Here is a 24,005-nt window from a genome sequence, read left to right as displayed (position 1 = left end):
GTCAGGCGTCGGGCCCGAGCGGGGTCCCGGCGCCCTGCCGGCGGTTCTTGCGGGCGAAGTACACGATGGTGACACCGAGGGCCGCGAGGGTGATCCAGATCGCGACGGTGGCGAACGTGAACGTGTCGTCGTGGTCCTCCCGGCGCTGCCCGGCGGCCGAGTCCGGGGCGGTCGGCGGCAGTTCGGGCCGCAGCGTGGGCGCGCGCGTCGGCCCGCCGGGGCTGGGCACGTGGAGCACCTGGTAGTCGCTGCGCGAGGAGAGGTCGGGGCCCACCCCGTTCGGGGCCGCGCCGCCGGCCAGTACGGCGAGGTCGCCGCCCGCCACCGGCGAGCCGGCCGGGATCGACACGCGGAGCGAGATGGTCGCGAACTCGCCGGGCGGCAGTTGCCGTTGACCGTCCCACGGCTTGGGCGTCAGCGCACCGGCGAGGTGCGCGTCGCGGCCGTTGGCGGGGTCGGTGAGCACCTGGAGCGACACCGGGCTCCAGCCCCGGTCGTAGGAGTCGTACACCTCGACCACCAACTGCCGCGGGGTGATCGGGGACTGGCCGGTGGTGAACACCACTTCCGGCCGCACGCCGGGGATGATCCGGCCGGTGTCGTTGGTGAAGGTGACCTTGAACTCGGCCGCGCCGCCGCCGGCCTGGAGCCGACCGGGCACACCGACGAGGTTGAACGTCGGCCCGTCCCCGCGCCGCGCCGTGGGGAACGTCTTCGCGACACCGCCGGACCGATCCGGGCCCGCGTTCGGCACGGACGGCGAGCGGGTCTCGTCCGGGGACGGTGGGCGCGTGGGCGCGCTGCCGTCCGGCCCGAGCAGCGCGGCGTCGACGGCGAAGCCTCGGGTGAAGCGCGGCTCGTCGCCGGCGCTCGGGGAGTGGCTTCGTCCGCCCATGGAGACCTGGACGAACTGCGTCGGAACGTTCGCCGCGATCGTGAACCGCATATGGAACTCGACGCTCGCGCCGGGTGCGAGCCGACCCGAGGTCTCGGTGCTCGCGCCCGCGCCGGGGAACGGCAGCGACGCCGAGCCGAGCGTGCCCAGGGGTCTGAGCACCCAGGTGCCGCGGACCGGGTCGAGGACCTCCAGGCGCACCTGCTCCGGGGCGATCCCCCGATCCCCGCCGATCGACACCTCGGGCTCCAGGAGCAGCGGGGTCGGACCGGCATTGCGCATCGTCGCGGTGATCTCGACGGGAACGGCCGGCCGGATCCGGTCCGGCACCCCGGTCAGCTCGACCTGCCCGTCGGCCGCCGGCACCTCCGCCGCCGGAGCGGTGGGGACCGGCGCGGCGCCGGCCGGCGGCGACCCGAGCAGCACGAGGAACGCCGTCGAGGCGAGACAGCGACGCAGACGCATGCGGGGTACCCGTCGTAGGAAGGAGCCTGTTCGACCGAATGTACGAACGGCCGGAGCCTACCGGGCGGTAGACCGTCGGCCCCAGGGGCTATTCGGGCGGCCTCGCCGGCGGGGGTCAGTCCAGTGTCGAGCGGCGGCGCGAACCGACGGGGCGGGCGAGGCAGGCGCGGCGGTGGGTCCGGGCGGCGCGGGCCTCGGCCAGAGCGGTCAGACGGGCGTTCCAGGGGGCGGCGTCGGCGGCGCCGATACCGCGCGAGCACTGGTTGGTGGCGGCGAACACGAAGGTCTCCATCGCCTCCCGCGAGACGGTGCGCCAGCACGCGAAGCGGTCCGCCCAGGAGGCCGCCTGTTCGGCGGTGTGGCCCTCGTCCATCAGCCGGCCGGCGACCATGGTGACCTCGATCCAGGCCGGGCCGCGGGCCGGTTGGGCCCAGTCGACCAGGTACGCGCGCGGCCCCCGGTCGCCGATCAGCACGTTGTGCGGATGCAGATCGGTGTGCAACAGGCTTTCCCCTCGCAGCAGTTCGAGTTGACGGTGGGTCAACAGCGAACGCCAGCGCTCCTCGATCCGCGGCAGCGGCAGGTCCCGTACGGCGACCCGGCCGAGTCGGCGCAGCGCGTCGGCGACCAGCGGCAGATCGGCGGTGCCCGGCGCGAAGTCGGCGTGCCGGCCGGTGATGTGGTCGAAGCCGAGCAACACCCAGTCGTCCAGCCGCACCTCCCAGCGCAGCCGGGGCGCGACGGTGTGCACATGCGGCGCGACCCGGACCTCGATCCCCTGCTGCGGGGCGGCCGGATGATCGCGCGGAACACCCTTGACGAAGAAGCGTGATCGTTCGGTGGTCACCGTGGCGGCGAACTCGCAGTTGAATCCGGCCCACACCGTGGCGACCCCCAGCACGCGCCCCGCACACCGTTCGACCGCGGCGCGCGCGTCGGTGGGCAGTGCGTCCCACGGAGTGCGCGGCGCCGTATGGAAGTTCGGCGGCGGGGGCGGCGAATCAGCCATCTGCGTCCGGTGGCGAGGGGGGCAGCGGGCGCGGTCCGCCGAAGGTGACTCCACACTTGCGACAGCGCTTGCGACCGCTCCAGTCGACGGGGTCGTGCGGCGGACAATCGGAGCCCACGGGAACCCCCTCCACTGGGATCGGTCAACGAACGGGGTCGAGCATCCTCCGTCGTACCGCGGCGAGCAACGCGATTATGTTCGCACGCCGGTGCGACACCGGAGGCACACCCGCCGGATCCGCGCCCCCGTGAGCGACCCGGCGCCCGACCGCGCGCCGCCCGGCGCGGACCGGGTGCCCACCCGGCCCGCGCCCGCCGCCGGCGCCCACCCGCGGTGCCCCCCGCGGCGCTCACAATCCGGCGAGCAGCTCCCGCATGATGGCCAGGCCGTTGTGGGTGAGTACCGACTCGGGGTGGAACTGCACACCCGCCAGCCGCATCCGGCTCGACCGCAGCGCGTGCACCCGGCCGCTGAACGGGTCCGCGGCGAACTCCACGTTGGGTACCCCGGCGGTCGGCCGCAGCGCGGTGAACGCGTTGTAGAAGCCGACCCGTTCCGGCCGGCCGAACAGGTCGATGGTCTCCTGCTTGCCCTGGTACGGCCGCTGTTCGCGGATCAGCTCCAGGCCCAGCTCATGGGCGAGCAACTGGTGTCCCAGGCAGACCGCGAGCAGCGGGGCGCTCGCGTCGAGCCGGGTCCGCAACAGTGCGCCCATCAGCCGGATCTTGCGGTGCGCGGTGTCCCGGGGATCACCCGGCCCGGGGCCGAGCACGACCAGGTCGGCGGTGCGCACCCGCCGCGAGGTGACGTCGTCGTGCGACCTGACCTCGACCCGCAGGCCCAGCGTGCGCAACACGTGCGCGAGCATCGCGGTGAAGGTGTCCTCGCCGTCCACCACCAGGACGTGCCGCCCCGCCAGCTCCGGCGCGCGCAGCGCGTGCCCGTCCCTCGGCCGCAACCAGAACGGGGCGAGCGCGGCATTACGCTCCGCCAGTACCGCGTGCACCTCGGGATCGGCCGCGAGCGCCGTGTTCCCGGCGACCCCGGCTGCCGGCACCACGCCGAGCGCGGCCAGCACCCCGGCCGCCTTCGCGTGCGTCTCGGCCACCTCGTTCTCGGGCGTGGAGTGCCGAACCAGGGTCGCGCCCGCGGGCACCCGCAGGCCGCCGTCGGGGGTGATGTACGCGGTCCGGATCAGGATCGGCGCGTCCAGGGTGCGTCGCCCCTCCCCGTCGCGCCCGATCAGCGCGAGTACGCCCGAGTAGTAGCCGCGCCCGGTCGGCTCGTGCCGACGGATCACCCGGCACGCGTTCTCCAGCGGGCTGCCGGTCACCGTCGGCGCGAACATGGTGCCGCGCAGCACGGTGCCCACGTCATGCGAGGTCACCCCGCGCAGCAGGTATTCGGTGTGCGTGAGGTGGCCCATCGGCTTGAGGAAGGGGCCCTCCACCGCGCCGCCGAGGTCGCACACCTCGCTCATCATCTTCAGTTCCTCGTCGACGACCATGAACAGCTCGTCGATCTCCTTCGGATCGCGCAGAAAGGCCAGCAGCCCCTCGCGCGAGGGCCCCTCGGCGGGATGCCGATACGTTCCGCTGATCGGATTCATCACCACCTCGCCGCCGATCGAGCTGACGTGCCGTTCGGGGCTGGCGCCGACCAGGGTCAGCTCGCCGGTGTGGATCAGGTAGGTCCAGTACGCGCCGCTCTCCCGGGTCAGCAGCCGGTGCAGCAGGGTGCCCGCGGAGGCCGGCGTGTAGTCCTCGATGTGGTCGCGGTAGTCGCGGCGGATGACGAAGTTGGCGCCCTCGCCCCGGCCGATCTCCTCCTCGATCACCCGCTTGACGATCACGGCGTAGCTCTCGTCGTCCACGTCGAAACCGCCGCCGCGCAGCGCGACCGGCACCCGCGGCAGCGCGGCCAGCACCTCGGCCAGGGGCAGCTCGTGCTGCTCGGTGACCCGCAGGCAGCGCAGCGGCGTGCCGTCCTCGCGGTACTCGAACCCGCGCTCGCGGATCTGTCCATACGGCACCAGGGCGAGCAGTTCGTGCCCGGGCCCGTCGCCGGCGGCCGGCAGCGGCAGCGCGTCGAGGCCGGGTGCGTCGACGATCTCGCCGGTCAGGAGTTCGACCACGGACGAGTTCTCGCGCCGGATCAGCGCGAACGGCGGCGGGGCGGCGGAGAACAGCGGGGACAGGGCGTCGGCGGTGCGCATGGGTGCTCCTCGGTCGAGAGAGACGCCCTCCCGACCGGGCGATCCGCCGGTTGTCCGTCCGGTCCGGGCGGGTGCGCCGCCGGGTCCGGGACAAACAAAGGGCCGCCCTGCCGGGCGGCCGTCGGATCGTGGGGTGATCGCGAAGTCAGTGGGCCGCCGCAGGGACGGGCCACCAGGAGTGCCGATGGAAGCTGATCGCGATCACGCCCGAATCCTAGTGCCTCGACCGCGCGGGGTCACCGCTTTCCGGCGGGGTTCGCCGCTTCCCGGGGATTCGCGCCGCGCGCGCCGGGCGCCGGGCGCACCGGGGGCCGATGTTCCGCGTCTCGCTCTCCGGGCGCCGGCCTCAATCGGGTTGCCACTCCGCTTAGTCTTGAGCGGTGACCCTGAACGACATCGAATCCTGGCGAACCCTCCCGGCGGCGCAACAGCCCGAGTGGCCGGACAACGAGGCCCTGGGCTCCGCCCTCGCGGACCTCCGTTCCTATCCGCCGCTCGTCTTCGCCGGCGAGTGCGACCAGCTTCGTGGTCGGCTCGCGTCGGTGGCCAAGGGCGAAGCGTTCCTGCTCCAGGGCGGCGACTGCGCCGAGACCTTCGCCGGCAACACCGCCGACGCGATCAAGAACAAGCTCAAGACGCTGCTGCAGATGGCCGTCGTGCTGACCTACGCGGCCTCGGTGCCGGTGGTCAAGGTCGGCCGGATGGCCGGGCAGTACTCCAAGCCGCGCTCCAGCGGCACCGAGACCCGCGACGGGGTGACCCTGCCGTCCTACCGGGGCGACGCGGTCAACGAGCTGGCCTTCACCGAGGCCGCCCGCATGCCGGATCCCGAGCGGCTCAAGCGCATGTACCACTCGTCCTCGGCCACGCTGAACCTGGTGCGCGCGTTCACCACGGGCGGCTACGCCGACCTGCGCCAGGTGCACGCCTGGAACCAGGACTTCGTCGCGCTCTCGCCCTCCGGCGAGCGCTACGAGCGGCTCGCGGCCGAGATCGACGGCGCGATGCGCTTCATGCACGCGTGCGGGACCGACCCCGAGGAATTCCGCACCGTGGAGTTCTACGCCAGCCACGAGGCGCTGATCCTGGACTACGAGGACGCGCTCACCCGGGTCGACTCGCGCACCGGCGACCTGTACGACGTGTCCGGCCACATGGTGTGGATCGGCGAGCGCACCCGGCAGCTCGACGGCGCGCACATCGAGTTCGCCTCCCGGATCCGCAACCCGATCGGCGTCAAGCTCGGCCCGACCACCTCTCCCGAGGACGCGCTCGCGCTGATCGACAAGCTCGACCCGAACCGCGACCCGGGCCGGCTGACCTTCATCGTCCGCATGGGCGCGGGCAAGGTCCGGGACAACCTCCCGGCCCTGGTGGAGAAGGTGGCCGCGGCCGGCGCGCAGCCGGTGTGGGTGTCCGACCCGATGCACGGCAACACGTTCGAGGCGTCCAGCGGGCACAAGACCCGTCGCTTCGACGACGTCCTCGACGAGGTCAAGGGCTTCTTCGAGGTGCACCGCGCGCTCGGCACGCACCCGGGCGGCATCCACGTCGAGCTGACCGGCGACGACGTCACGGAGTGCGTGGGCGGCGGCGACGAGATCTTCGTCGACGACCTGCACCAGCGCTACGAGACGGCGTGCGACCCGCGGCTGAACCGCAGCCAGTCGCTCGACCTGGCCTTCCTGGTCGCGGAGATGTACCGCAAGAGCTGATCCGGCCCGACCCGCACGCCCCGAGGGCGGACCCTCCGACCGGAGGATCCGCCCTCGACGGCGTCTGTAATGCTGCCGCCATGACCTTCACCGACCTGCGCAGCGATACCGTCACCAAGCCCGGCCCCGCGATGCGCGCGGCGATGGCCGCCGCCGAGGTGGGCGACGACGTCTACGCCGAGGACCCGACCGTCCGGGCCTTGGAGGAGTACGTCGCCGACCTGTTCGGGCAGCCGTTCGCGCTGTTCACGCCGACCGGCGTGATGGCCAACCAGCTGGCCGTACGGCTGGCCGTCCCGGCGGGCGGCGAGCTGGTCCTGGACGCCGACGCGCACATCGTCGCGCACGAGGACGGCGCGGCGTCGGCGCAGGGCGGCGTCCAGACCCGGACCACGCTCAGCCCGCGCGGCCTGCTCGACCCGGCCGACCTGGCCCGGTTGATCCGGGTCGGCAACCCGTACACGGTCGGCACCGACCTGGTCGCGGTCGAGCAGACGCACAACCGGGGCGGCGGCTCGGTGTACCCGCTGGAGCAGCTGACCGCGATCCGCGAGCTGGTGAGCGGATACGGCCTGCCGCTGCACTGCGACGGCGCGCGGATCTGGAACGCGCACGTGGCCACCGGCACCCCGCTGCGCGGTTATGGGGCGCTGTTCGACTCGCTCAGCGTGTGTCTGTCCAAGGGGCTCGGCGCGCCGGCCGGGTCGGTGCTGATGCTGCCCGCGGAGTACGAGGCCGAGGCGCGGCGGATGCGGCACCGGATGGGCGGCGGCATGCGCCAGGCGGGCATTCTCGCGGCGGGCGGACGGTATGCCGTGGAGCACCACGTCGAGCGGCTGGCCGAGGACCACGAGCACGCGCGGGAGCTGGCCGTGCTGCTGCGCGACGCGGGCTTCGCGGTGGCCGACCCGGAGACCAACATCGTGCTGGTCGAGCTGGGGGAGCGGCAGCCGGACGCGGCCACGATCGCCGAGCGCTGCCGGGCGGCGGGGGTGCTGGTGTCGGCGTTCGGGCCGAGGCTGGTGCGCCTGGTCACCCACATGGACGTGGACGCCGCCGGTTGTGCGCGCGCCGCGACGGCGATCGTGCAGGCGGCGAAGGGCTGATCAGGCGGCGGAGTGCCGGCGCAGCGGGACCACGTTGTCGGGCAGGGTCGCGGCAGAGGCGGCGACGACGGTCGGCATCGGCAGCGCGACGGGCTCGACGGTCGGGGTGGTGCTCTCGCACGCGGTCGCGCAGGTGTCCGCCTCGCCGCACAGCTCGCGCCGCCGGCGTCGGGACTCGTCGCGGGGCAACATCGCGGTGATGCTCTTGACGCACCGGCCGCAGTCGGTGCCCGCGCCGCCGCAGGACTGGGCGATTTCGCGCATGGTGCGGGCGCCGTCGGCTATCCGGTCGTTGACCTGACGGTCGGTGACACCGAAGCACATGCAGACGTACACGGAGATTTCCCCCCAGCGGCGAGGTTACTTAGGTAAGGGTAACCTCAGGGTTCGCCGGGGGGAATACCGGGTGATCGGTGACACAAGCCCCGATCACCCGTGCGCTTGCGGCCGGGGCCCGGTCGGCTCGCGCTCGGCGCTCGGCCGGCTCCCGGTCAGCTCTCGTTCGGCTGCTTGAGCAGGCCCGCGATGTAGAGCTGCTCGCCCACCTCGGAGAGCAGGCCGAGCTGCGTCTCCAGGTAGTCGACGTGCTCTTCCTCGTCGGCCAGGATCTCCTCGAAGATGTTGGCCGACGTCACGTCGCCCTTCTCGCGCATCAGCGGGATCCCGCGCCGCAGCCGCTCCACGGCCTCCATCTCCACCGCCAGGTCGGCGCGGAACATCTCCTCCAGGTTCTGGCCGATCCGCAGCGCGTTCAGGCGCTGGTAGTTCGGCAGGCCCTCCAGCATCAGGATGCGGTCGGTGAGCCGTTCGGCGTGCTTCATCTCGTCGATCGACTCGTGGCGGGTCCAGGCCGCGAGCTTGATGTAGCCCCGGTGCTCCTGCATCTTCGCGTGCAGGAAGTACTGGTTGATCGCGGTGAGTTCCGCCGTGAGCTGTTCGTTCAGGAGCTCGATGATCTGCGGGTCACTGTGCATCGCGACGCACCTTCCGGTGTGGGACGGGCTGTGAACATGGGAGACGTGGGGGAACCCCGGGCACACGTGGGGCAGGAGTTCCTCCGAATCCTGTCACTTTTGGTAGCACTTCCGCCACGAAGGGCAGCCTTGCCTTCCAATGTCGAACATGTCCCGCCGCGCGCCGCCTGCCCGCCCGTCCCGGGCGGCGCCGGAAAACGGGTCGGTCCGCGGCTTCGGCGCCGGCAGGGGCGGTCGAGAGTCGGTCGGGGCGTCTGGGACCATGTGAGGTATGGGGCATACGGAAGCGGCACAAGGTGGGACCGAGGCTCCGGATCGCGATCCGCGACTTCCGCCGGGCCAACGGATCCAGCGCGGCTGGCCCGTTCTGCACTACGGACCCGTCCCGCGGTTCAAGCCCGAGATCTGGGACTTCCGCGTCTTCGGCGCGACCGCCTCGGGGGAGAAGCACTGCTGGAACCACGACGAGTTCTCGGCGCTGCCGCACGAGACCGTGGTCGCCGACTTCCACTGTGTGACCAAGTTCAGCATGCTGGGCAACGAGTGGACCGGGCTGACCATAGCCAAGCTGATGGAGATCGCCCCGCCCGCGCCGGAGGTCACCCACGCGATGGTGTGGGCGGAGTACGGCTTCAGCTCGAACCTGCGCATGTTCGACTTCGCGAGCGACCAGACGATCCTGGCCACCCACCACAACGGCGAGCCGCTGACCGCCGAGCACGGCTTCCCGGTCCGGCTGATCGTGCCGCACCTGTACGCCTGGAAGGGCCCCAAGTGGGTGCGCGGGATCGAATACATGGTCGCCGACAAGCGCGGCTTCTGGGAGGAGCGGGGCTACCACAACATCGGTGACCCGTGGCAGGAGCAGCGCTACTCCTACCAGGAGGAGACCGGCCAGGGCCCCGCGCTGACCTGAGCCGCGCCCGCCCGGACCCCGAGCACGCCCGAAGGCCCCGCCCGACGCGAGTCGGAGCGGGGCCTTCGTCCTTCGTACGGGTCGCCCCGCCGGACAGGACCTAGAAGTTCGAGATGAAGACCTCGCTGTTGCGCTTGACCATCGAGCCGGCCGCCGGATCCTGCTTGCCCACGTTGGCGGGGATCAGCGGGATCATCCGGTTGTTGACCCGCAACCCCGCGGCCTGGAGCGCGCGGCCCGCGTCGTCCGGGTTCATCCCCGTCACCGGCGGCACCTGGACCAGGTCCGGACCCTTGGACAGCACCACCACGATCTTCGTGCCGTACTGCACGTTGGTGTTGACGCCCGGCACGAACGACATGATCCGACCCTGCGGCACGGTGTCCGAGAACTGCGGAGTCGGGTCCGCCTCGACGGTGACCCCGGTCGTGGGCTGGAACCGGGCCTTGGCCTCGTCCAGGCTCAGTCCGGTCAGGTCCGGCACCACGGTGTCCGGGCCCCGGCTGACCGTCAGGGCGACCACGCTGTCCCGCTGCAACTGCTCGCCGGCCGCCGGCGTGCTGCCCACCACCGTGCCCGGCGGCTTGGGGCTGGCCACCTTGGTCTCGGTGCCCGGCTTGAGCGCGGCGTCGGCGAGTGCCTTCTTCGCGTCCTCCAGCTTGAGGTTCGCCAGCGCCGGCACCAGGTGCCGCTCCGGGCCCTTGGACAGCTTGACCTTGACGGTCGATCCGCTCGTCACGTTCTTGCCGGGGGCCGGGTCGGTGGAGATCACCGAGCCCTTGGCGACGATCTCGTTGAACTCGCCGTCGCCGACGTACTGCACCTTGAGGCCGGCGTTCTTGATGCGCTTCTCCGCGTCGGCCTGGGTCATGTTCAACACCCCGGGCACATCCGCGTAGCGGCCCGAGCCGTACCACCACGCGCCGCCGCCGATCGCGGCCGCCACGAGCAGCACGACCGCCAGCACGAGCATGCCCCGCGACGGCCCGCGCCGGCGCCGTCGGCCGGGCAGCGCCGGCTGGTGGGGGTACCCGCCGCCGGTGGCCTGGGCCGGCACGCCCGGGGCGGCGGCCGGCGCGTAGACCTGGTGCTCCTCGGAGTAGGGCTCCTCGTAGCCCCCGCCGTAGCGCGCCTGCTCGTCGTCCATCGAGTCGACGCTCAATCCGAGCGGCGCCAGATGCGGCGGCAGCATCACCTCGCCCGCCCGGAACACGCTGGTGGCGTTGTCGTTGATCGGCTCGGGCGGCGGCGGCAGGCGCAGCGCCGCGCCGAAGTCCAACTCCGCGTCGGGCATCGCGTGCCGGGTCCGGCGGACCAGACCGAGCAGCTCCTCCGCGTCGCCGGGCCGCTGCTCCGGGTCGCGCACGGTGGCCGTGCGCACCAGCGTGTCCAGCGTGGTGGACAGGCCCGGCACCGCGTGCGAGGGCGGCGGCACGTCGGCGTGCACGTGCTTGTAGATGACCTCGACCGCGGTCGCGCCGTGGTGCGGCTGACGGCCGGTCAGCATCTCGTAGAGCACCACGCCCGCCGCGTACACGTCGGAGCGCGGAGTGGACTCGCCGCGCTCGACCTGCTCGGGCGCGAGGTAGGCGACCGTGCCGACCAGGACCTTGCCGGTCGCCGCGGTCGCGGTCGTGGTGGTCGCGCGGGCCAGCCCGAAGTCGCCGAGCTTGATCCCGCCGTCGTCGGAGATCAGTACGTTCTCCGGCTTGACGTCGCGGTGCACGAAGCCCGCCCGGTGTGCGGCGGAGAGCGCGGCGAGCATCGGCTCCAGCACCCCGAACGCCTCGCGCGGGGTCATGTTGCCCAGGTCCTGCAGCAGTTCGCGCAGCGTGCGGCCCTCGACGTATTCCATCGCGAGGTAGGCGACGGTGCCGTCGGTGCCCTGGTCGAAGACGTTGACCACGTTGGGATGCGACAGCCGGGCGGCGGCCTTCGCCTCCAGGATGAAGCGGCGGGTGGACTCGGGGTCCTGGGCGAGCCCGGCGTGCATCACCTTGAGGGCGACGACGCGATCGAGTCGAGTGTCGAGCGCCCGGTACACCGTGGCCATGCCACCTGCGGCAACTCGGGCATCGACCCGGTATCGACCGTCGAGCAGCCGCCCGACGAGCGGATCATTCAAGGTCGTGTCCATGTTCAGGAGTGTAGGGTCCACTGCCTCGTGGACGCCGACGGTCTTCCCCATGGTTCCCCCGTCGCCGGGCCGACGCGGCGCACGGGCCGGTACGGCTCAGAAGGCGGGATGTTCGGGGCTTGCGTCCAGCATGCCGGCCATGGGTGACGACGCGTGCGCGTGGTGCCGCATCGGGATGCGCCCGGCGCGGTACGCGAGTCGGCCCGCCTCCACCGCGTGCCGCATCGCCTCGGCCATCAGCAGCGGCGACTGCGCCCGGGTGACCGCGGTCGCCAGCATCACCGCGTCGCAGCCCAGCTCCATCGCGAGCGCCGCGTCGGACGCGGTGCCCAGACCCGCGTCGAGCACCACCGGGACGCCGGCCTGCTCGGTGATCAGCCGGATGTTGTGCGGATTGCGGATGCCCAGACCCGAGCCGATCGGCGACCCCAGCGGCATCACCGCCACACAGCCCACCTGTTCGAGCCGGCGTGCGAGCACCGGGTCGTCGTTGGTGTACGCGAGCACCCGGAAGCCGTCGTCGACGAGCCGCTCGGCGGCGTCCACCAGTTCGACCCCGTCCGGCAACAACGTGCGCTCGTCGGCCACGACTTCGAGCTTGACCCAGTCGGTCTCCAGCGCCTCCCGGGCCAGCCGCGCGGTGAGCACCGCCTCGCCCGAGGTGAAGCACCCGGCGGTGTTCGGCAACACCCGGATGCCAAGGCGGCGCAGCACGTCGAGCACCGAGCCCGCGGTCCCCGGGTCCACCCGGCGCATCGCCACCGTGGTGATCTCGGTGCCGGACGCGATCAGCGCCTGCTCCAGCACCTCCAGGCTCGGCGCACCACCCGTTCCGGTGATCAACCGCGACGTGAAGGACTCCCCGCCGATTACCAGCTTGTCGTCGGCCATCGTGGTCACCCTCCCTGCACTGCGGTCAGCACCTCGACGCGGCTGCCCGCGTCGAGCACGGTCTCGGCCCACGCGCCGCGCGGCACCACGGCCTCGTCGACCGCGACCGCCACACCCTTGGCGGCGGTGGTCAGCGTGGCCACCAGGTCGGCCACGGTGGTGCCGGTCGCCACATCGCGCCGGTCGCCGTTGACGGAGACCTCGATGCTCCCGATGTCGTCGATGTCGGTCATGCCATCACCTTCCGGGCGGCGCTCGTCGTGAAACGGTCGGGCCCGAAGGGCGCGATGAGGTCGGGGGTGGTGCCGTGCGCGAGCACGTCGGCCACGGTGTCGGCGGTGATCGGGGTGAGCAGGATGCCGTGCCGGTAGTGGCCGGTGGCCACCACCAGACCGGCCAGCGCGGAGCGACCCAGGATCGGCGCGTTGTCCGGGCTGCCCGGACGCAGTCCCGCGAGCGTCTCGACCAGCGGCAACTCGGTCACGCCGGGGACGAGTTCGTGCGCGTCGCGGAGCAGTTCGTAGACCCCGCCCGCGGTGACCTCGGTGTCGAATCCGAGGTCGTGCTCGGTGGCGCCGATCACCAGTTCGCCGTCCACGCGCGGGACCAGGTACATGCTGCCGCCCTTGACCACGCCCCGGATGTTGCGGGACAGCAGCGGGCGCAGTGCCGGCGGCACGGCCAGTCGCAGGATCTCGCCCTTGACCGGACGCACCGGGGGCACCACCTCGGGCGGCAGGCCCGGGATCCGCGCCGAGCGGCACCCGGCGGCGAGCAGCACCTGATCGGCGGTCAGTGCCCGCCCGTCGCGCAGCCGCACACCGTACGCGCGCTCGTTCGCGACCAGCACCCGTTCGACGCCCTCGCGCACGATCGTCACGCCCGCCCGCGCGCAGGCCGCGAGCAGCGCCGCGACCAGGGCGCGGTTGTCGATCTGGTGGTCGTCCTCGACGTACAGGCCGCCGGTGATCGCCGGGGACAACATGGGTTCGAGGCGGCGGCACTCGCGGCTGGTCAGCCGGTCCGAGCGCAGGCCGAGGCGTTCCTGGTAGGCGTGCAGGTCCTTGAGTACCGCCCGGTCGTCCGCGTCCAGCGCGACCGCGATCGTGCCGCACGCGCGGTACCCCGAGGGCAGCCCCGCGGCGTCGGCCAGCTCGGCGGCGAACTCCGGGTAGCGCCGGGCGGATTCGATGCTCAGCCGAAGCAGGCTCTCCTCGCCGTACTGGAGTTCGGAGACGGGTGTGAGCATGCCCGCCGCGGCGTGCGAGGCGCCGGTGCCGGGGGCGGGGTCGACCACGGTGACCGCGAGGCCGTGCCGGGTGCGGGTGCGCCAGGCGATCGACAGTCCGACGACGCCCGCGCCGACGACCACGACGTCGACGCCCGGGGGGCCGGCCGTGCCGGTGTTGGACATGATGAGCAGAACTCCCTTCGCCGGTATGACCCGGATCAGGTTCGGACGGTCGGGGGCTCGCAGCCCCCCTCTCAGCCCGGTCTCACCGGGCTCCCGTGACCTCTCCACACTACGACACGTCCCGGACGCCATCCGGGGCGCCCGAGTGGCACCCGCCGATCTCCTTGACTGAGTCAAGACCCTGCTCGTCGGCGACCCGGGCGCGCGTCATAGGCTGCCCCGCATGGACAACGTGCTCGTCGTGGGTGCCGGCATGGCCGGCCTGCAAACCGTGGTGGCGCTGCGGGAACAGGGGTACGCCGGGCGCGTCACCCTGCTCGGCGCCGAGGCGCACGCGCCGTACGACCGCCCGCCGCTGTCGAAGGAGGTCCTGGCCGGCAAGACCGACGACACCTCCTTCGAGGCGGACTGGGCCGCGCTCGACACCGAGGTGCTGTTCGGCCGCACCGCCACGGGGCTGCGCGAGGGTGTGGTGGACACCGACGCGGGACCGATCGCCTACGACCGCCTGGTGATCGCCACCGGATCGCGCGTGCTGCACCTGCCCGGCGCCGCCGAGGTGCCCGGCGTGCATGTGCTGCGCACCATCGACGACGCCCGCGCGCTGCGCACCGCGCTCGTGCCCGGCGCGCACGTGGTGATCGTCGGCGCGGGCTGGATCGGCGCCGAGGTGGCCACCGCCGCGGCCGCCGCCGGCTGCCCGACCACCGTGGTCGAGGCGCTGCACGCCCCGCTGGCCGGGCCCTTCCCCGACGCGATCGGCGAGCGCTTCGTGCCCTGGTACGCCGAGGCCGGCGTGGAACTGCTGCTCGGCGCGCGGGTGGATCGCCTGGAGCCGGGCGCGGTACACCTGACCGACGGCCGCCGGCTGCGCGCCGACGCGATCGTGGTCGGCATCGGCGTGCGCCCGGCCACCGACTGGCTGGCGGGGTCCGCGGTCGCCCGCAACGCGCAGGGCTTCGTCGAGGTGGACCAGTACCTGGCCACCTCGATGCCCGGGGTCCACGCCGTCGGCGACTGCGTCGAGTTCCCGTCCGCCCGTTACGGCACCCGGATGCACGTCGAGCACTGGGACAACGCGCTCCAGGCACCGCGCGTGCTCGTGGCCAACCTGCTCGGCGGCGAGCAGGCCTACGACCCGGTCCCGTACTTCTGGTCCGACCAGTTCGGCCGCATGGTGCAGTACGTCGGCCGGCACGGCGAAGGCGACGAACTGGTGTTCCGCGACGCCGGCGAGGACGGCAAGTGGTCCGCGGGCTGGTTCGCCGGCGACCGGCTCGTGGCGCTGCTCGCGGTGGCCCGTCCGCGCGACCTCGCCCAGGGCCGCAAGCTCGTGCAGCTGGCCACCCCGGTGGACCGGGAACGCTTCGCCGACCCGGAGAACCCGCTCAAGTCGACGGCCCGGTGACCGGCGCCGGCAAGCGGGACCGGCCGCGGAACCTAGACTTGGCCGGATGAGCGAGATCGACCCGAAAATCGAAGCCCTCGTCCCCGCCTGGGTGACCCTCCCCGAGATCGCCGAGATCCTCGGTGTGGACATCCTCAAGGTCCGGCAGCAGCTCAAGGAGCGCAAGTTCCTCGCGGTGCGCCGCGGCGAGCACCGGGCGCTGCAGGTGCCCGCCGACTTCTTCCAGGACGGCAACATCGTCAAGGGCCTCGTCGGCACGCTGACCCTGCTCGCCGACTCGAACTTCTCCGACGAGGAGGCGCTCGAGTGGCTGTTCACCGCCGACGACACGCTGCCGGGCACGCCGGTACAGGCGCTGCAGGAGAACCGGATGACCGAGGTGCGGCGACGCGCCCAGGCGCTGGCGATCTGAGGCCGGGCCGATGACGAGCCGTCAGGAACGGTTGGCCGACGCACGCCTGTACCTGTGCACCGACGCGCGGGAGCGGCAGGGCGACCTGCCCGCGTTCCTGGACGCGGTGCTCGGCGCGGGCGTGGACATCGTGCAGTTGCGGCAGAAGGGCCTGGAGGCCCGACCGGAGCTGGAATACCTGGAGGTGTTCCGGGACGCCTGCCGCCGACACGGGAAGCTGCTCGCGGTCAACGACCGGGCCGACGTCGCGCACACGATCGGCCCCGACGTGCTGCACCTGGGACAGGACGACCTGCCGGTCCCCGCGGCCCGGGCGATCATCGGCGGCGACGTGCTGATCGGGCGCTCCACGCACGCCGAGGCCGAGGTGGACGCGGCGCTCGTGGAGCCGGGGGTGGACTACTTCTGCACCGGACCGGTGTGGCCGACCCCGACCAAGCCCGGCCGACCCGCGCCGGGCCTGGACCTGGTGCGGTACACCGCCGCGCTGCGCCCGACCCGGCCGTGGTTCGCGATCGGCGGCATCGACCTGACCAACCTCGACCGGGTGCTGGCCGCCGGGGCGACCCGGGTCGTGGTGGTCCGGGCGATCACCGAGGCCGCGGACCCGGCCGAGGCGACGGCCCGGTTCGTCGAACGGCTGACCTCGGGCTGACCCCGGACCGACCCCGGACCGACCGACCGCGCCCGAGCGGCGGTGTACGCGGTTCGGGTGTCGTTCGGCGCGTACGTCCGCGGGCTCGGCTCGGTGCGGCGGGTGGGCCGGCACGATGCGGGACATGTCCGGTGCCCAGCGGCGCAATCTGATCGTCGTCACGGTGCTCGCGCTCGTCGCGGCACTCGCGTTGGTCTTCGCGCTCACACGCGGCGACGGCGACGGGTCGCGTCCCGGCGCCGGGGCGACCCGGACGCCGGCGGCGTCCACCGCGGCCGGCACGTCCGTCGGCACCGCGTCGGTGTCGCGCCGCGGCGACACCGCGTCCGCGCGCCCCACCTGGGTGCCCGCCCGGATGCGTACCGTCGCCGCCGGCGACCTGCCCGCCGAGGCCCGCGAGACGCTGGCCCTGATCGCGGCCGGCGGCCCGTTCCCGTACCCCCGCGACGGCATCGTCTTCGGCAACCGGGAGAAGCTGCTCCCCGGCAGACCCGACGGCTACTACCGCGAGTACACGGTCCGCACCCCCGGGTCCGCCGATCGCGGCGCACGGCGGATCGTCACCGGAAAGAACACCGAGCGCTTCTACAGCGACGACCACTACGCGAGCTTCGCGGCCGTCCTGCCCTGACCCGCGACGCGGTGTGCGCCGATCGGGTGGTTGGGCTCGCGGATGGCGCATTCCGGCCGAGTCGGATCGATCCGGCGGCCAGACTGCCGAGATGGACACACCCGACGTCTCCTTCCGTCCGGGGTCCGCAGAGGATGCCCGCGCCCACGACTTGCCGCACCCCGCGACGACGCCCGGCCTGACCCGGATCCCGAGCCCTCGGCTCGCGGTCGGCGCCCCCGGGACGCCGGCGCCGCGCCCGAGCGCGACACCGGACAACGGGGGCGCGCTGCTGTTCCCGCTGCTCGTCCTCGTCGCCGTGATCGGCGGGATCTACCTGGTCGGCCGCAATCCGCCGCAGGCGCTGTCCGAGGACGGGGACGAGCACGCCACACACCCGCACAGGGGACGGATCGCCGAGCCCGAACACCACCGACCCGCGGCCCTCGGCACACCGTTCGCGCTCGCTCCGGACACCCCGGCCCGCCCGCTCCTAGACGCTGCGCACCGTGGCGGCGTCGACCAGCTCGCGCAGCACTTCGCGCGCGTCCTCGGCGATCGGCGCGGCGGCCAGGGCGGTCAGGGCCCGCGCGGTCAGGTCGGTGATCATCGTCTCGACGTCGGCGAGCGCGCCGGTGTCCTCGATCACCGCGCGCAGTTCCTTGACCCCGGTGTCGCTCAGCGCCGGATCGCCGACCAGCGCGGTGAGCACCTCGCTCTGGGCGGTGTCGGCCCGCTCGCCGGCCAGCGCGAGCAGCACGGTCCGCTTGCCCTCGCGCAGGTCGTCCCCGGCGGGCTTGCCGGTCCGCTCGGGGTCGCCGAAGACGCCGAGCACGTCGTCGCGCAGCTGGAAGGCCTCGCCGAGGGGCAGCCCGTAGGCGGAGTAGGCGGCGAGGGCGGCCGGGTCGGCGCCGGCCAGGGCGGCCCCCACGTGCAGGGGGCGCTCGATCGTGTACTTGGCGGACTTGAACCGCATCACCCGTCGTGATCGCTCGACCGAGCCGCCGCCCATCGCCTGCTCCAGCACGTCGAGATACTGGCCCGCCATCACCTCGGTGCGCATCACGTCGAACAGCGGCTTGGCCGCGCGCAGCGCCCGGTCGTCCACCCCGCTGGCACCGAACATCTCGTCGCACCAGGACAGGCACAGGTCGCCGAGCAGGATCGCCGCCGCCGAGCCGAACGACTCGCCCGAGCCCGTCCAGCCGCTCTCCCCGTGCAGCCCCTCGAACCGGCGGTGCACGGCCGGCTTGCCGCGCCGGGTGTCGCTGCTGTCCATCAGGTCGTCGTGGATCAGCGCGCTGGCCTGGAGCAGCTCCAGCGCGGTGGCCGCCCGCACGATGGCCTCGTCCGCCTGTCCCGGACCGGCGATCCCGCGCCACCCCCAGTAGCAAAAGCCCGGGCGCAGCCGCTTGCCGCCGTCGAGCACGAAGTCGTTCAGCGCCGCGGTGACCGGGACCATGCCCTCGCCCACGTCGGCGAGCACCCGCGCCTGTCGGTCCATGAACTCGCCCAGCGCGGCATTGATCCGCTGCCGGAGGCCGCCCCGGTCCAGGGGGTGTACGGGGAAGGATTCGGCAGCCATGGAGTCTTCCGTCGAAGGCGGGGAAACGAACAGGAAATACGGGGCAGCCTAACTTGCGCCGGGTGCGAGTCCCCTGGTCACCCGCCGCCGAGCCCGGCGCGCCCGGTCGTCTCGCGGAGTGGAAGGTCTACCTCGCTTCGCGGAACGCCCGATAACCTGCCTGCATGTCTCTCGGTGCGGCAGCCACCCGAATCAGTCGAACTCCGGCCATTCGCGATCTCCTCGCGGACGGCACCCGGTCCTTCTCCTTCGAGTTCATGCCCCCACGCACGGAGGCGGGCACCCGCACCCTGTGGGAGGCCATCCGCCGCGTTGAGGCACTGGCGCCGACCTTCGTCTCGGTCACCTACGGCGCGGGCGGCTCCAGCCGGGGCCTGACCGTCGACACGACCGAGCGGATCGCCACCGAGACCACGCTCACCCCCGTGGGGCACCTCACCGCGGTCGGCCACTCGCGCGCCGAGCTGCGCAACATCATCGGGCAGTACGCCAACGCGGGCGTGCGCAACGTGCTCGCGCTGCGCGGCGACCCGCCGGGCGACCCGAAGGGCGAGTGGATCGCCCACCCCGACGGCTTCACCTACGCCGTCGAGCTGGTGGAGCTGCTGCGCGCGTCCGGCGACTTCTGCGTGGGCATCGCCGCGTTCCCGGAGATGCACCCGCGTTCGAACAACTGGGACGAGGACATCCGGCACTTCGTGGCCAAGTGCCGTGCGGGCGCCGACTACGCGATCACCCAGATGTTCTTCGACGTCGAGGACTACCTGCGCCTGCGCGACCGGGTCGCGGCGGCCGGGTGCGACATCCCGATCATCCCCGAGGTGATGCCGGTGACCAGCCCGACCACGCTGGTGCGGGCCGGCGAGCTGAGCGGCTGCTCGGTGCCGGCCGACCTGTCGGCGGCGGTCGAGGCGGCGGGCGACGACCGGGCGGCGGTGCGCACGATCGGGGTGGAATACGCCACCCGGATGTCCGAGCGGCTGCTCGCCGAGGGCGCGCCGGGCCTGCACTTCATCACCTTGAACCGGTCGACCGCGACCACCGAGATCTACCAGAACCTCGGGCTGGACAGGGAAGCCGGCGCGGCGCGGGGCGCCGGCTCGACCGAAGTCGGCTGACACGCTTTCGTCCCGACGGCTGGTTCACCCTCTAGGGTGAGGCCACGAACCGGTAACGGAGGGATCGACCGTGCAGTTCGGCCTGGTGGTGCTCTACATCCTGTTCGTGCCGATCGGACTGTGGCTGCTGACCGAGGTGTTGTGGCAACACGGCGCCCCGTTCCGCTACCGCGTGCTGGCCTTCGTCGGCTTCGTCGGCGTGGCCGCCGGTGTCGGCATCAAGAACCCGGTGGTGGTCGGCATCGGCGCGTTCTGCTTCGCGGTCGGTCAGTTCCTGACCACGCGCTACGTGCGCAAGGCGTACCACCACGGCTGGACGGTCAGCGGTCGCCGCCCGAAGGGCCGCCGGGCCAAGGCCCGCTGAACCCGGCCGCATACCGCGAGCCGCGCCCTACGCGCGCCCGATCAGCTCCGCCACCAGCGCCGCCGACATGCCGACCCGGGGCAGCCCGCCGCCCGGATGGGCACTCGCGCCGACCGAGAACAGACCCGGTACGGCCGACCGGTTCGGCACCCGGCGCGGCGCGCTGCGCGGCCCGTCGGCGCCCGCGCCCGGCACCGCGCCGCCCGGGGCACCGGTGGCCGCCGCCACGTCGGCCGGGGTGCGCAACTCCGACCACAGGACCCGGTCGCGCACGTCGAGGCCGCGCCGGGCCATCAGGTCGAGCAGGGTCGTGGGGTAGGCGTCCCGGACGGCGGCCAAGGCCCAGTCCACGATGCCGTGCGGCGGCACGCGCAGCTGTACCGTCCACGCGCTGTGCCCCTCGGGGGCCAGCGTCGGGTCGTCGGGGGCGAGCACGCACACCGTCGGATCGTTCGGCGGCGCGGGGCGTCGGGCGAACAGCGCGTCCGGCTCCCGGCCCGGATCGTCCGCGAACAGATAGGTGCGGTGCGGCGTCCCGGGGGTGTGCCCGCGCAGCGCGAGATGCAGTTCGAGCGTCGCGGAAGCGGCCGGCACCCGCCGCGCCCCGGCGGCCCCCGGGCCGGACAACAGCCCGGCCGCGTGCGGGTCGGTGGGCAGGTCGGTGATCACGATGTCGGCGGCCAGGCGCCCGCCGTCGGACAGGCGCACCCCGCCGACCCGGTCACCCTCGCGCTCGATCGCGACGACCTCGGTGTCGGTGCGCACCTTCACCTTCCGCTGCAGGCAGCGCGCGTGCAGTGCCTCGGTCATCCGGTGCAGGCCGCCGCGCACCCACCACACCCCGAAGGTCTCCTCCAGGTAGGGCAGCGTGGCCAGCGTCGCGGGCGCCTTGCCCGGATGGCAGCCCGCCTCGGCGGCGAAGCGCTCCAGGTGGGCGCGCAGCCGAGGATCGCTCAGCGTGGCCCGGCCGAGCGAGCGCAACGAGCGCCACGGGGCGGTGACGCGCAGGTCGGCCCGCCCGCTCCCGGCACTGCGCAGCCGCTCGGCCCGCCGGGCCGGGTCGGCCAGCAGCGGCGCCTCGATGAAGCTCTTCCGGGTGACCCCCCACATCTCGCCGGCCCGGTGCAGCAGCCGCTGCCAGTCGTCGCCCGCGCCCGCCCCGAAGCCCGTCTCGAACGCGTCGTGGGTCCCGGACCGGGAGGCGTTGGGGAGGTCGACGACGGTACGCGCCCCGGTCGCGGCGGCGAACGACTCGCGGGTGGGAGAGGCGAGCGGGACCAGGTCCACCACGTCCTCGATCGCCGCGCCGGTCTTGAGGAACAGGTCGCGGTAGACGGCCGGCAGCGTGAGCAGCCCGGGGCCGGTGGTGAAGGTGAAGCCGTCGCGGACAATCGACCCGGAGGCGCCGCCGGTCGAGGACGATCGTTCGCAGATCGTCACCTCGTGCCGAAGCGTGGCCAGCCGAGCGGCCACCGCCAATCCACCGATACCTGCGCCGACGATCACAATGCGAGCCACGTCGGTAGAGCGTATATGCGGAAGCGGGGGACCAGGCCCGCCCCCCGGGCCTGGTCCCCCGCTCCGTCCCGCGACCGCTCCCCACGGTCTACGGGCCCACCCCCCAGCGGGTCACGATTGGTAAGACTCGCGACCCCCGTCCAGGGTTGTACGCGCGGGGAAGATTTCTTTCCCCGGATCCGCGGTGCCCCGAAAACGATGATCGACGGGGGATATGGGCGCCGGTACTCGGTGTGTTTCTGAGTATCCGTACGGATGCCGCGCCTCCGTGCCGACCGCCAGAGTTGTCGGCACGGGGAAAGCCCAGGGGGAACCTCGGGGAGTGCCGTTCGAGGGGGACGGCGGAGGCGAGCGACGACATCGGGACCGGCGACACGGGGCGACGGAACGGATGGACGGGGACGACGGCCGCGGGGGGCGGCGGGTCGTTCGGAGCGGTGGTCCGGTCGTGGGGACGGCGGACCACCGCTTTTCGCGGTGCGCGGCCCGGCTCGCCCGTGCCGGCCGGCCCCGGTTCGAGCGCGTCGGGCGGCCGGGTCAGCCGGTGACCACCGCGACCAGGCGGGTGCCCGGGGCGAACACGCCGCGCTCGGCGAGGGCGAACAGCCCGAACAACATCTTGCCGACGTAGACCGGCTCGGGCGCGAAGCCGTGTCGGGCCGCGAAGTCGGCGAGGAAGGTGTCCAGTTCCGGGCCGCGCCGGGCGTAGCCGCCGTGGTGGAAGTCGTTCTCCACGTGCCAGTTGTCGGTCGGCGCGCCGTAGGTGCGGCGCTGGAGGTCGGCCACCTCGTCGGCGAGGAAGCCGCCCCTGAGCGCCGCGAAGCCGATCGCGCGCCGCCCGGCGGGCAGCCCCGCCGCGATCCCGGCCAGTGTGCCGCCGGTGCCCACCGCGACGCAGACCGTGTCGACGTCGTCGCCGAGTTCGGCGGGCAACTCCGCGCATCCGCGCACGGCGGCCTCGTTGCTGCCGCCTTCGGGCAGTACGTACGCGGGCCCGTGTGCGGCGAGCAGTCGCTCCAGCACCGGTGGCGTGTGCTTGGCCCGGTAGGTGGCGCGGTCCACGAACACCAGCCGCATGCCGCGTTCGGCCGCGAAGGCGAGCGACGGGTTGAGCGGGCGGTCGGCGAGCTCCTCGCCGCGCACCACGCCGACGGTGGCCAGGCCGAGCGCGCGGCCGGCGGCGGCGGTGGCCCGGAGGTGGTTCGAGTAGGCGCCGCCGAAGGTCAGCAGGGTGTGCTCGCCCCGCTCGCGGGCCGCCGCCAGGTTGTACTTCAGCTTGCGCCACTTGTTGCCCGGCACCTCGGGATGGATCAGGTCGTCCCGTTTGAGGCACAGGCGCAGGCCGAGGGTGGTCAGCCGGGGATCGGACAGCTCGCACAGCGGCGAGGGCAGACGTGGTCGCACCCGGGCAGGGTCGCACGTCGGCCGGCTCGGCGGCGGAATCGATGGCGGCGTCGGTGGTCGGAGTCGTTGGTGGGTCGGCTGTCGGAGTGGCCTGTCACGGTGGACGAGACGGGGGTTGTTCGACGCGAACGTGCTCGAACATCGATCGAACACGCCGGTTCGCCCGGTACTGCGGCAATGACGTTGACGTGGGTGGGGGAGCGAGCTTTACTGGCAAACGGGATCGAACTTTTGTTCGAGAGAAAAGTTCGACTCGAACGGCACGGGGCAAACGGATGGGCAGCCGGGGTCGCGGTGCGTGGGGAAGCGCATCGCGGCCCGGGCCTCGGCAGAGGAGGAGCCGTATGACGCGTCTGCACACCGATCCGGTGGAGGTGCTGCGCAGTGGTGGGGACCCCGCGCGGTTCCTGTGGCACGACCGGCTCTACGTGGTCCGGGAAGTGCTCGGCCACTGGGTCGAGACCGGCGAGTGGTGGCAGCACGCGCGTTCGCGGGCCGCCGTCGTGACGACGGGGGAGCGCGAGGTGTGGCGGGTGGAGGCCGGAGCCGGTCGCAGCGCGCCACTGGGTGTCTACGACCTCAGCCTGGACGCCGGCGCCGGGACCTGGACGCTGGCTCGGACCGCCGATTGAGGAGGTGACTCCGTGAGCGCAAGCGCGAGCGCGAGTGTGCGCACGAGTGTGAACCAGTCCGCCCACATACCCGAGCCGCCGCCGATCCGACGGGCGCCGGTGCGCTGGTCGTCCGCCCCGCGCGGTGCGCTCGACCTGCTGGCCCAGGCCCGGCGCGGGCTCACGGAGGCCGCCGTCAACCCCGACGCGGCGGAGCGCTACGCCACCGCCCACCTGGCCGCGCTGCGGGTGGCCGCGGCCGTGCTCGCCGCCCGGGCGCAGGCCGACGAGCAGCGTCCGGGCCGGCGTCGGCGGGCCCCGCGCAGCGCATGGGAGCTGCTGCCGAAGGTGGCGCCCGAGCTGGTCGAGTGGGCCGTCTTCTTCGCGTCCGGCGCCCGCAAGCGCGCCGCCGCCGAGGCGGGCCTGCCCGGCGCGGTCACCGGCCGCGAGGCCGACGACCTGATCCGCGACGTCGAGACCTTCTTCCGCCTGGTGGTGCGCCTGCTCGCACTGCCCCCGATCCCGGCCCCACCGCCCGTCGACTGAACGCCGTTCCTCGAACGCCCCGCCACCGAACCCCCAC

The 24,005-nt window shown here is 73.1% G+C and carries 23 protein-coding genes and 1 riboswitch; of the genes, 11 read left to right on the top strand and 12 right to left on the bottom strand.

Going from position 1 to position 24,005, the window contains the following annotated elements:
• Position 1: 1 nt before the first annotated feature.
• From ACMXN5_RS08945 to ACMXN5_RS08935, 3 genes are all read right to left on the bottom strand, one after another.
• A complete protein-coding gene (locus ACMXN5_RS08945) occupies positions 2-1,360 on the bottom strand; it encodes a hypothetical protein (protein WP_439674785.1) in 1,359 nt (452 codons plus the stop codon).
• 115 nt (positions 1,361-1,475) lie between these two features.
• A complete protein-coding gene (locus ACMXN5_RS08940; protein ID WP_439674784.1) occupies positions 1,476-2,369 on the bottom strand; it encodes a phosphotransferase family protein in 894 nt (297 codons plus the stop codon).
• 349 nt (positions 2,370-2,718) lie between these two features.
• Entirely contained in the window at positions 2,719-4,584 is a 1,866-nt protein-coding gene (locus ACMXN5_RS08935; RefSeq protein ID WP_439674783.1) for an anthranilate synthase family protein, read from the bottom strand.
• Between the two features lie 380 nt (positions 4,585-4,964).
• On the opposite strand from ACMXN5_RS08935, the gene ACMXN5_RS08930 reads away from it, so the two are divergent.
• Positions 4,965-6,299, top strand: coding sequence for a class II 3-deoxy-7-phosphoheptulonate synthase (locus tag ACMXN5_RS08930; RefSeq protein WP_380043008.1), 1,335 nt, complete (start codon positions 4,965-4,967; stop codon positions 6,297-6,299).
• Between the two features lie 80 nt (positions 6,300-6,379).
• Positions 6,380-7,405: a threonine aldolase family protein gene (locus ACMXN5_RS08925; protein ID WP_439674782.1), complete on the top strand. Its 1,026-nt coding sequence runs from the start codon at positions 6,380-6,382 to the stop codon at positions 7,403-7,405.
• On the opposite strand, the gene ACMXN5_RS08920 is transcribed toward ACMXN5_RS08925, so the two are convergent.
• Positions 7,406-7,741 (bottom strand): (2Fe-2S)-binding protein, encoded by a 336-nt coding sequence (locus tag ACMXN5_RS08920; RefSeq protein WP_439674781.1) that lies wholly within the window; start codon positions 7,739-7,741, stop codon positions 7,406-7,408.
• A 155-nt stretch (positions 7,742-7,896) separates the two neighbouring features.
• Positions 7,897-8,379, bottom strand: a complete 483-nt coding sequence (bfr, locus tag ACMXN5_RS08915) for a bacterioferritin (protein ID WP_126638323.1) — start codon at positions 8,377-8,379, stop codon at positions 7,897-7,899.
• A 271-nt stretch (positions 8,380-8,650) separates the two neighbouring features.
• Between bfr and ACMXN5_RS08910 the strand changes: the two genes are divergently transcribed.
• Positions 8,651-9,295 carry a sulfite oxidase-like oxidoreductase gene (locus ACMXN5_RS08910; RefSeq protein ID WP_380012653.1) on the top strand — a complete coding sequence of 215 codons (645 nt, stop codon included), beginning with the start codon at positions 8,651-8,653 and terminating at the stop codon, positions 9,293-9,295.
• 100 nt (positions 9,296-9,395) lie between these two features.
• Here the strand turns inward: ACMXN5_RS08910 and pknB are convergent, their stop codons facing one another.
• The 4 genes from pknB to thiO all read right to left on the bottom strand — a co-directional run bounded on the left by pknB (position 9,396) and on the right by thiO (position 13,737).
• Positions 9,396-11,432 carry a Stk1 family PASTA domain-containing Ser/Thr kinase gene (gene pknB / locus ACMXN5_RS08905; RefSeq protein ID WP_439674780.1) on the bottom strand — a complete coding sequence of 679 codons (2,037 nt, stop codon included), beginning with the start codon at positions 11,430-11,432 and terminating at the stop codon, positions 9,396-9,398.
• A 96-nt stretch (positions 11,433-11,528) separates the two neighbouring features.
• On the bottom strand, positions 11,529-12,323 hold the full coding sequence (locus ACMXN5_RS08900; protein ID WP_395789062.1) for a thiazole synthase: 795 nt from the start codon (positions 12,321-12,323) through the stop codon (positions 11,529-11,531).
• A gap of 5 nt (positions 12,324-12,328) precedes the next feature.
• Complete coding sequence (gene thiS, locus ACMXN5_RS08895) at positions 12,329-12,556, bottom strand: sulfur carrier protein ThiS (RefSeq protein WP_078977569.1); 228 nt, start codon at positions 12,554-12,556, stop codon at positions 12,329-12,331.
• Positions 12,553-13,737 (bottom strand): glycine oxidase ThiO, encoded by a 1,185-nt coding sequence (gene thiO / locus ACMXN5_RS08890; protein WP_439674779.1) that lies wholly within the window; start codon positions 13,735-13,737, stop codon positions 12,553-12,555. Before thiO ends, thiS begins: the two co-directional genes overlap by 4 nt.
• A riboswitch (TPP riboswitch) is annotated at positions 13,733-13,844 on the bottom strand. Its footprint overlaps the gene before it by 5 nt.
• Positions 13,845-13,960: 116 nt before the next feature.
• Between thiO and ACMXN5_RS08885 the strand changes: the two genes are divergently transcribed.
• From ACMXN5_RS08885 to ACMXN5_RS08870, 4 genes are all read left to right on the top strand, one after another.
• A complete protein-coding gene (locus ACMXN5_RS08885; RefSeq protein WP_439674778.1) occupies positions 13,961-15,145 on the top strand; it encodes an NAD(P)/FAD-dependent oxidoreductase in 1,185 nt (394 codons plus the stop codon).
• Between the two features lie 46 nt (positions 15,146-15,191).
• Positions 15,192-15,557, top strand: a complete 366-nt coding sequence (locus tag ACMXN5_RS08880; protein ID WP_380012671.1) for an Rv2175c family DNA-binding protein — start codon at positions 15,192-15,194, stop codon at positions 15,555-15,557.
• 10 nt (positions 15,558-15,567) lie between these two features.
• The gene (thiE, locus tag ACMXN5_RS08875) at positions 15,568-16,212 is read left to right on the top strand and encodes a thiamine phosphate synthase (protein ID WP_380012674.1); all 645 of its coding nucleotides are present in this window, start codon (positions 15,568-15,570) and stop codon (positions 16,210-16,212) included.
• A gap of 115 nt (positions 16,213-16,327) precedes the next feature.
• Entirely contained in the window at positions 16,328-16,843 is a 516-nt protein-coding gene (locus ACMXN5_RS08870) for a ribonuclease domain-containing protein (RefSeq protein ID WP_439674777.1), read from the top strand.
• A gap of 472 nt (positions 16,844-17,315) precedes the next feature.
• Here ACMXN5_RS08870 and ACMXN5_RS08865 read toward each other — a convergent pair whose 3' ends face one another.
• Positions 17,316-18,407, bottom strand: coding sequence for a polyprenyl synthetase family protein (locus ACMXN5_RS08865; RefSeq protein WP_439674776.1), 1,092 nt, complete (start codon positions 18,405-18,407; stop codon positions 17,316-17,318).
• Between the two features lie 164 nt (positions 18,408-18,571).
• Between ACMXN5_RS08865 and metF the strand changes: the two genes are divergently transcribed.
• Complete coding sequence (gene metF, locus ACMXN5_RS08860) at positions 18,572-19,525, top strand: methylenetetrahydrofolate reductase [NAD(P)H] (RefSeq protein ID WP_395789048.1); 954 nt, start codon at positions 18,572-18,574, stop codon at positions 19,523-19,525.
• Positions 19,526-19,595: 70 nt separating this feature from the next.
• The gene (locus ACMXN5_RS08855) at positions 19,596-19,889 is read left to right on the top strand and encodes a hypothetical protein (protein WP_126638312.1); all 294 of its coding nucleotides are present in this window, start codon (positions 19,596-19,598) and stop codon (positions 19,887-19,889) included.
• A 27-nt stretch (positions 19,890-19,916) separates the two neighbouring features.
• On the opposite strand, the gene ACMXN5_RS08850 is transcribed toward ACMXN5_RS08855, so the two are convergent.
• Together ACMXN5_RS08850 and ACMXN5_RS08845 are read right to left on the bottom strand one after the other, a co-directional pair.
• Positions 19,917-21,407: a phytoene desaturase family protein gene (locus ACMXN5_RS08850; RefSeq protein ID WP_439674775.1), complete on the bottom strand. Its 1,491-nt coding sequence runs from the start codon at positions 21,405-21,407 to the stop codon at positions 19,917-19,919.
• Positions 21,408-21,944: 537 nt separating this feature from the next.
• Positions 21,945-22,811, bottom strand: coding sequence for a 1-aminocyclopropane-1-carboxylate deaminase/D-cysteine desulfhydrase (locus tag ACMXN5_RS08845; protein WP_439674774.1), 867 nt, complete (start codon positions 22,809-22,811; stop codon positions 21,945-21,947).
• 344 nt (positions 22,812-23,155) lie between these two features.
• On the opposite strand from ACMXN5_RS08845, the gene ACMXN5_RS08840 reads away from it, so the two are divergent.
• Both ACMXN5_RS08840 and ACMXN5_RS08835 read left to right on the top strand, forming a co-directional pair.
• Positions 23,156-23,443, top strand: coding sequence for a DUF6504 family protein (locus ACMXN5_RS08840; protein ID WP_126638310.1), 288 nt, complete (start codon positions 23,156-23,158; stop codon positions 23,441-23,443).
• A 12-nt stretch (positions 23,444-23,455) separates the two neighbouring features.
• Positions 23,456-23,968 (top strand): SAV_6107 family HEPN domain-containing protein, encoded by a 513-nt coding sequence (locus ACMXN5_RS08835; RefSeq protein ID WP_439674773.1) that lies wholly within the window; start codon positions 23,456-23,458, stop codon positions 23,966-23,968.
• The last annotated feature ends 37 nt before the right edge of the window (positions 23,969-24,005 follow it).

Origin of the sequence: Embleya australiensis (assembly GCF_051903075.1) — a bacterium.
GTDB lineage: Bacteria > Actinomycetota > Actinomycetes > Streptomycetales > Streptomycetaceae > Embleya.
This window is presented reverse-complemented; position numbering and strand designations above follow the sequence as displayed.

Bases quoted from the DNA above. Each gene is read 5' to 3' on its own strand.
- pknB (WP_439674780.1), bottom strand. From the start codon at position 11,432: ATGGACACGACCTTGAATGATCCGCTCGTCGGGCGGCTGCTCGACGGT.
- ACMXN5_RS08935 (WP_439674783.1), bottom strand. From the start codon at position 4,584: ATGCGCACCGCCGACGCCCTGTCCCCGCTGTTCTCCGCCGCCCCGCCG.
- ACMXN5_RS08870 (WP_439674777.1), top strand. From the start codon at position 16,328: ATGCGGGACATGTCCGGTGCCCAGCGGCGCAATCTGATCGTCGTCACG.
- ACMXN5_RS08885 (WP_439674778.1), top strand. From the start codon at position 13,961: ATGGACAACGTGCTCGTCGTGGGTGCCGGCATGGCCGGCCTGCAAACC.
- bfr (WP_126638323.1), bottom strand. From the start codon at position 8,379: ATGCACAGTGACCCGCAGATCATCGAGCTCCTGAACGAACAGCTCACG.
- thiE (WP_380012674.1), top strand. From the start codon at position 15,568: ATGACGAGCCGTCAGGAACGGTTGGCCGACGCACGCCTGTACCTGTGC.
- ACMXN5_RS08900 (WP_395789062.1), bottom strand. From the start codon at position 12,323: ATGGCCGACGACAAGCTGGTAATCGGCGGGGAGTCCTTCACGTCGCGG.
- ACMXN5_RS08880 (WP_380012671.1), top strand. From the start codon at position 15,192: ATGAGCGAGATCGACCCGAAAATCGAAGCCCTCGTCCCCGCCTGGGTG.
- thiO (WP_439674779.1), bottom strand. From the start codon at position 13,737: ATGTCCAACACCGGCACGGCCGGCCCCCCGGGCGTCGACGTCGTGGTC.
- ACMXN5_RS08945 (WP_439674785.1), bottom strand. From the start codon at position 1,360: ATGCGTCTGCGTCGCTGTCTCGCCTCGACGGCGTTCCTCGTGCTGCTC.
- ACMXN5_RS08940 (WP_439674784.1), bottom strand. From the start codon at position 2,369: ATGGCTGATTCGCCGCCCCCGCCGCCGAACTTCCATACGGCGCCGCGC.
- metF (WP_395789048.1), top strand. From the start codon at position 18,572: ATGTCTCTCGGTGCGGCAGCCACCCGAATCAGTCGAACTCCGGCCATT.
- thiS (WP_078977569.1), bottom strand. From the start codon at position 12,556: ATGACCGACATCGACGACATCGGGAGCATCGAGGTCTCCGTCAACGGC.
- ACMXN5_RS08910 (WP_380012653.1), top strand. From the start codon at position 8,651: ATGGGGCATACGGAAGCGGCACAAGGTGGGACCGAGGCTCCGGATCGC.
- ACMXN5_RS08925 (WP_439674782.1), top strand. From the start codon at position 6,380: ATGACCTTCACCGACCTGCGCAGCGATACCGTCACCAAGCCCGGCCCC.
- ACMXN5_RS08865 (WP_439674776.1), bottom strand. From the start codon at position 18,407: ATGGCTGCCGAATCCTTCCCCGTACACCCCCTGGACCGGGGCGGCCTC.
- ACMXN5_RS08840 (WP_126638310.1), top strand. From the start codon at position 23,156: ATGACGCGTCTGCACACCGATCCGGTGGAGGTGCTGCGCAGTGGTGGG.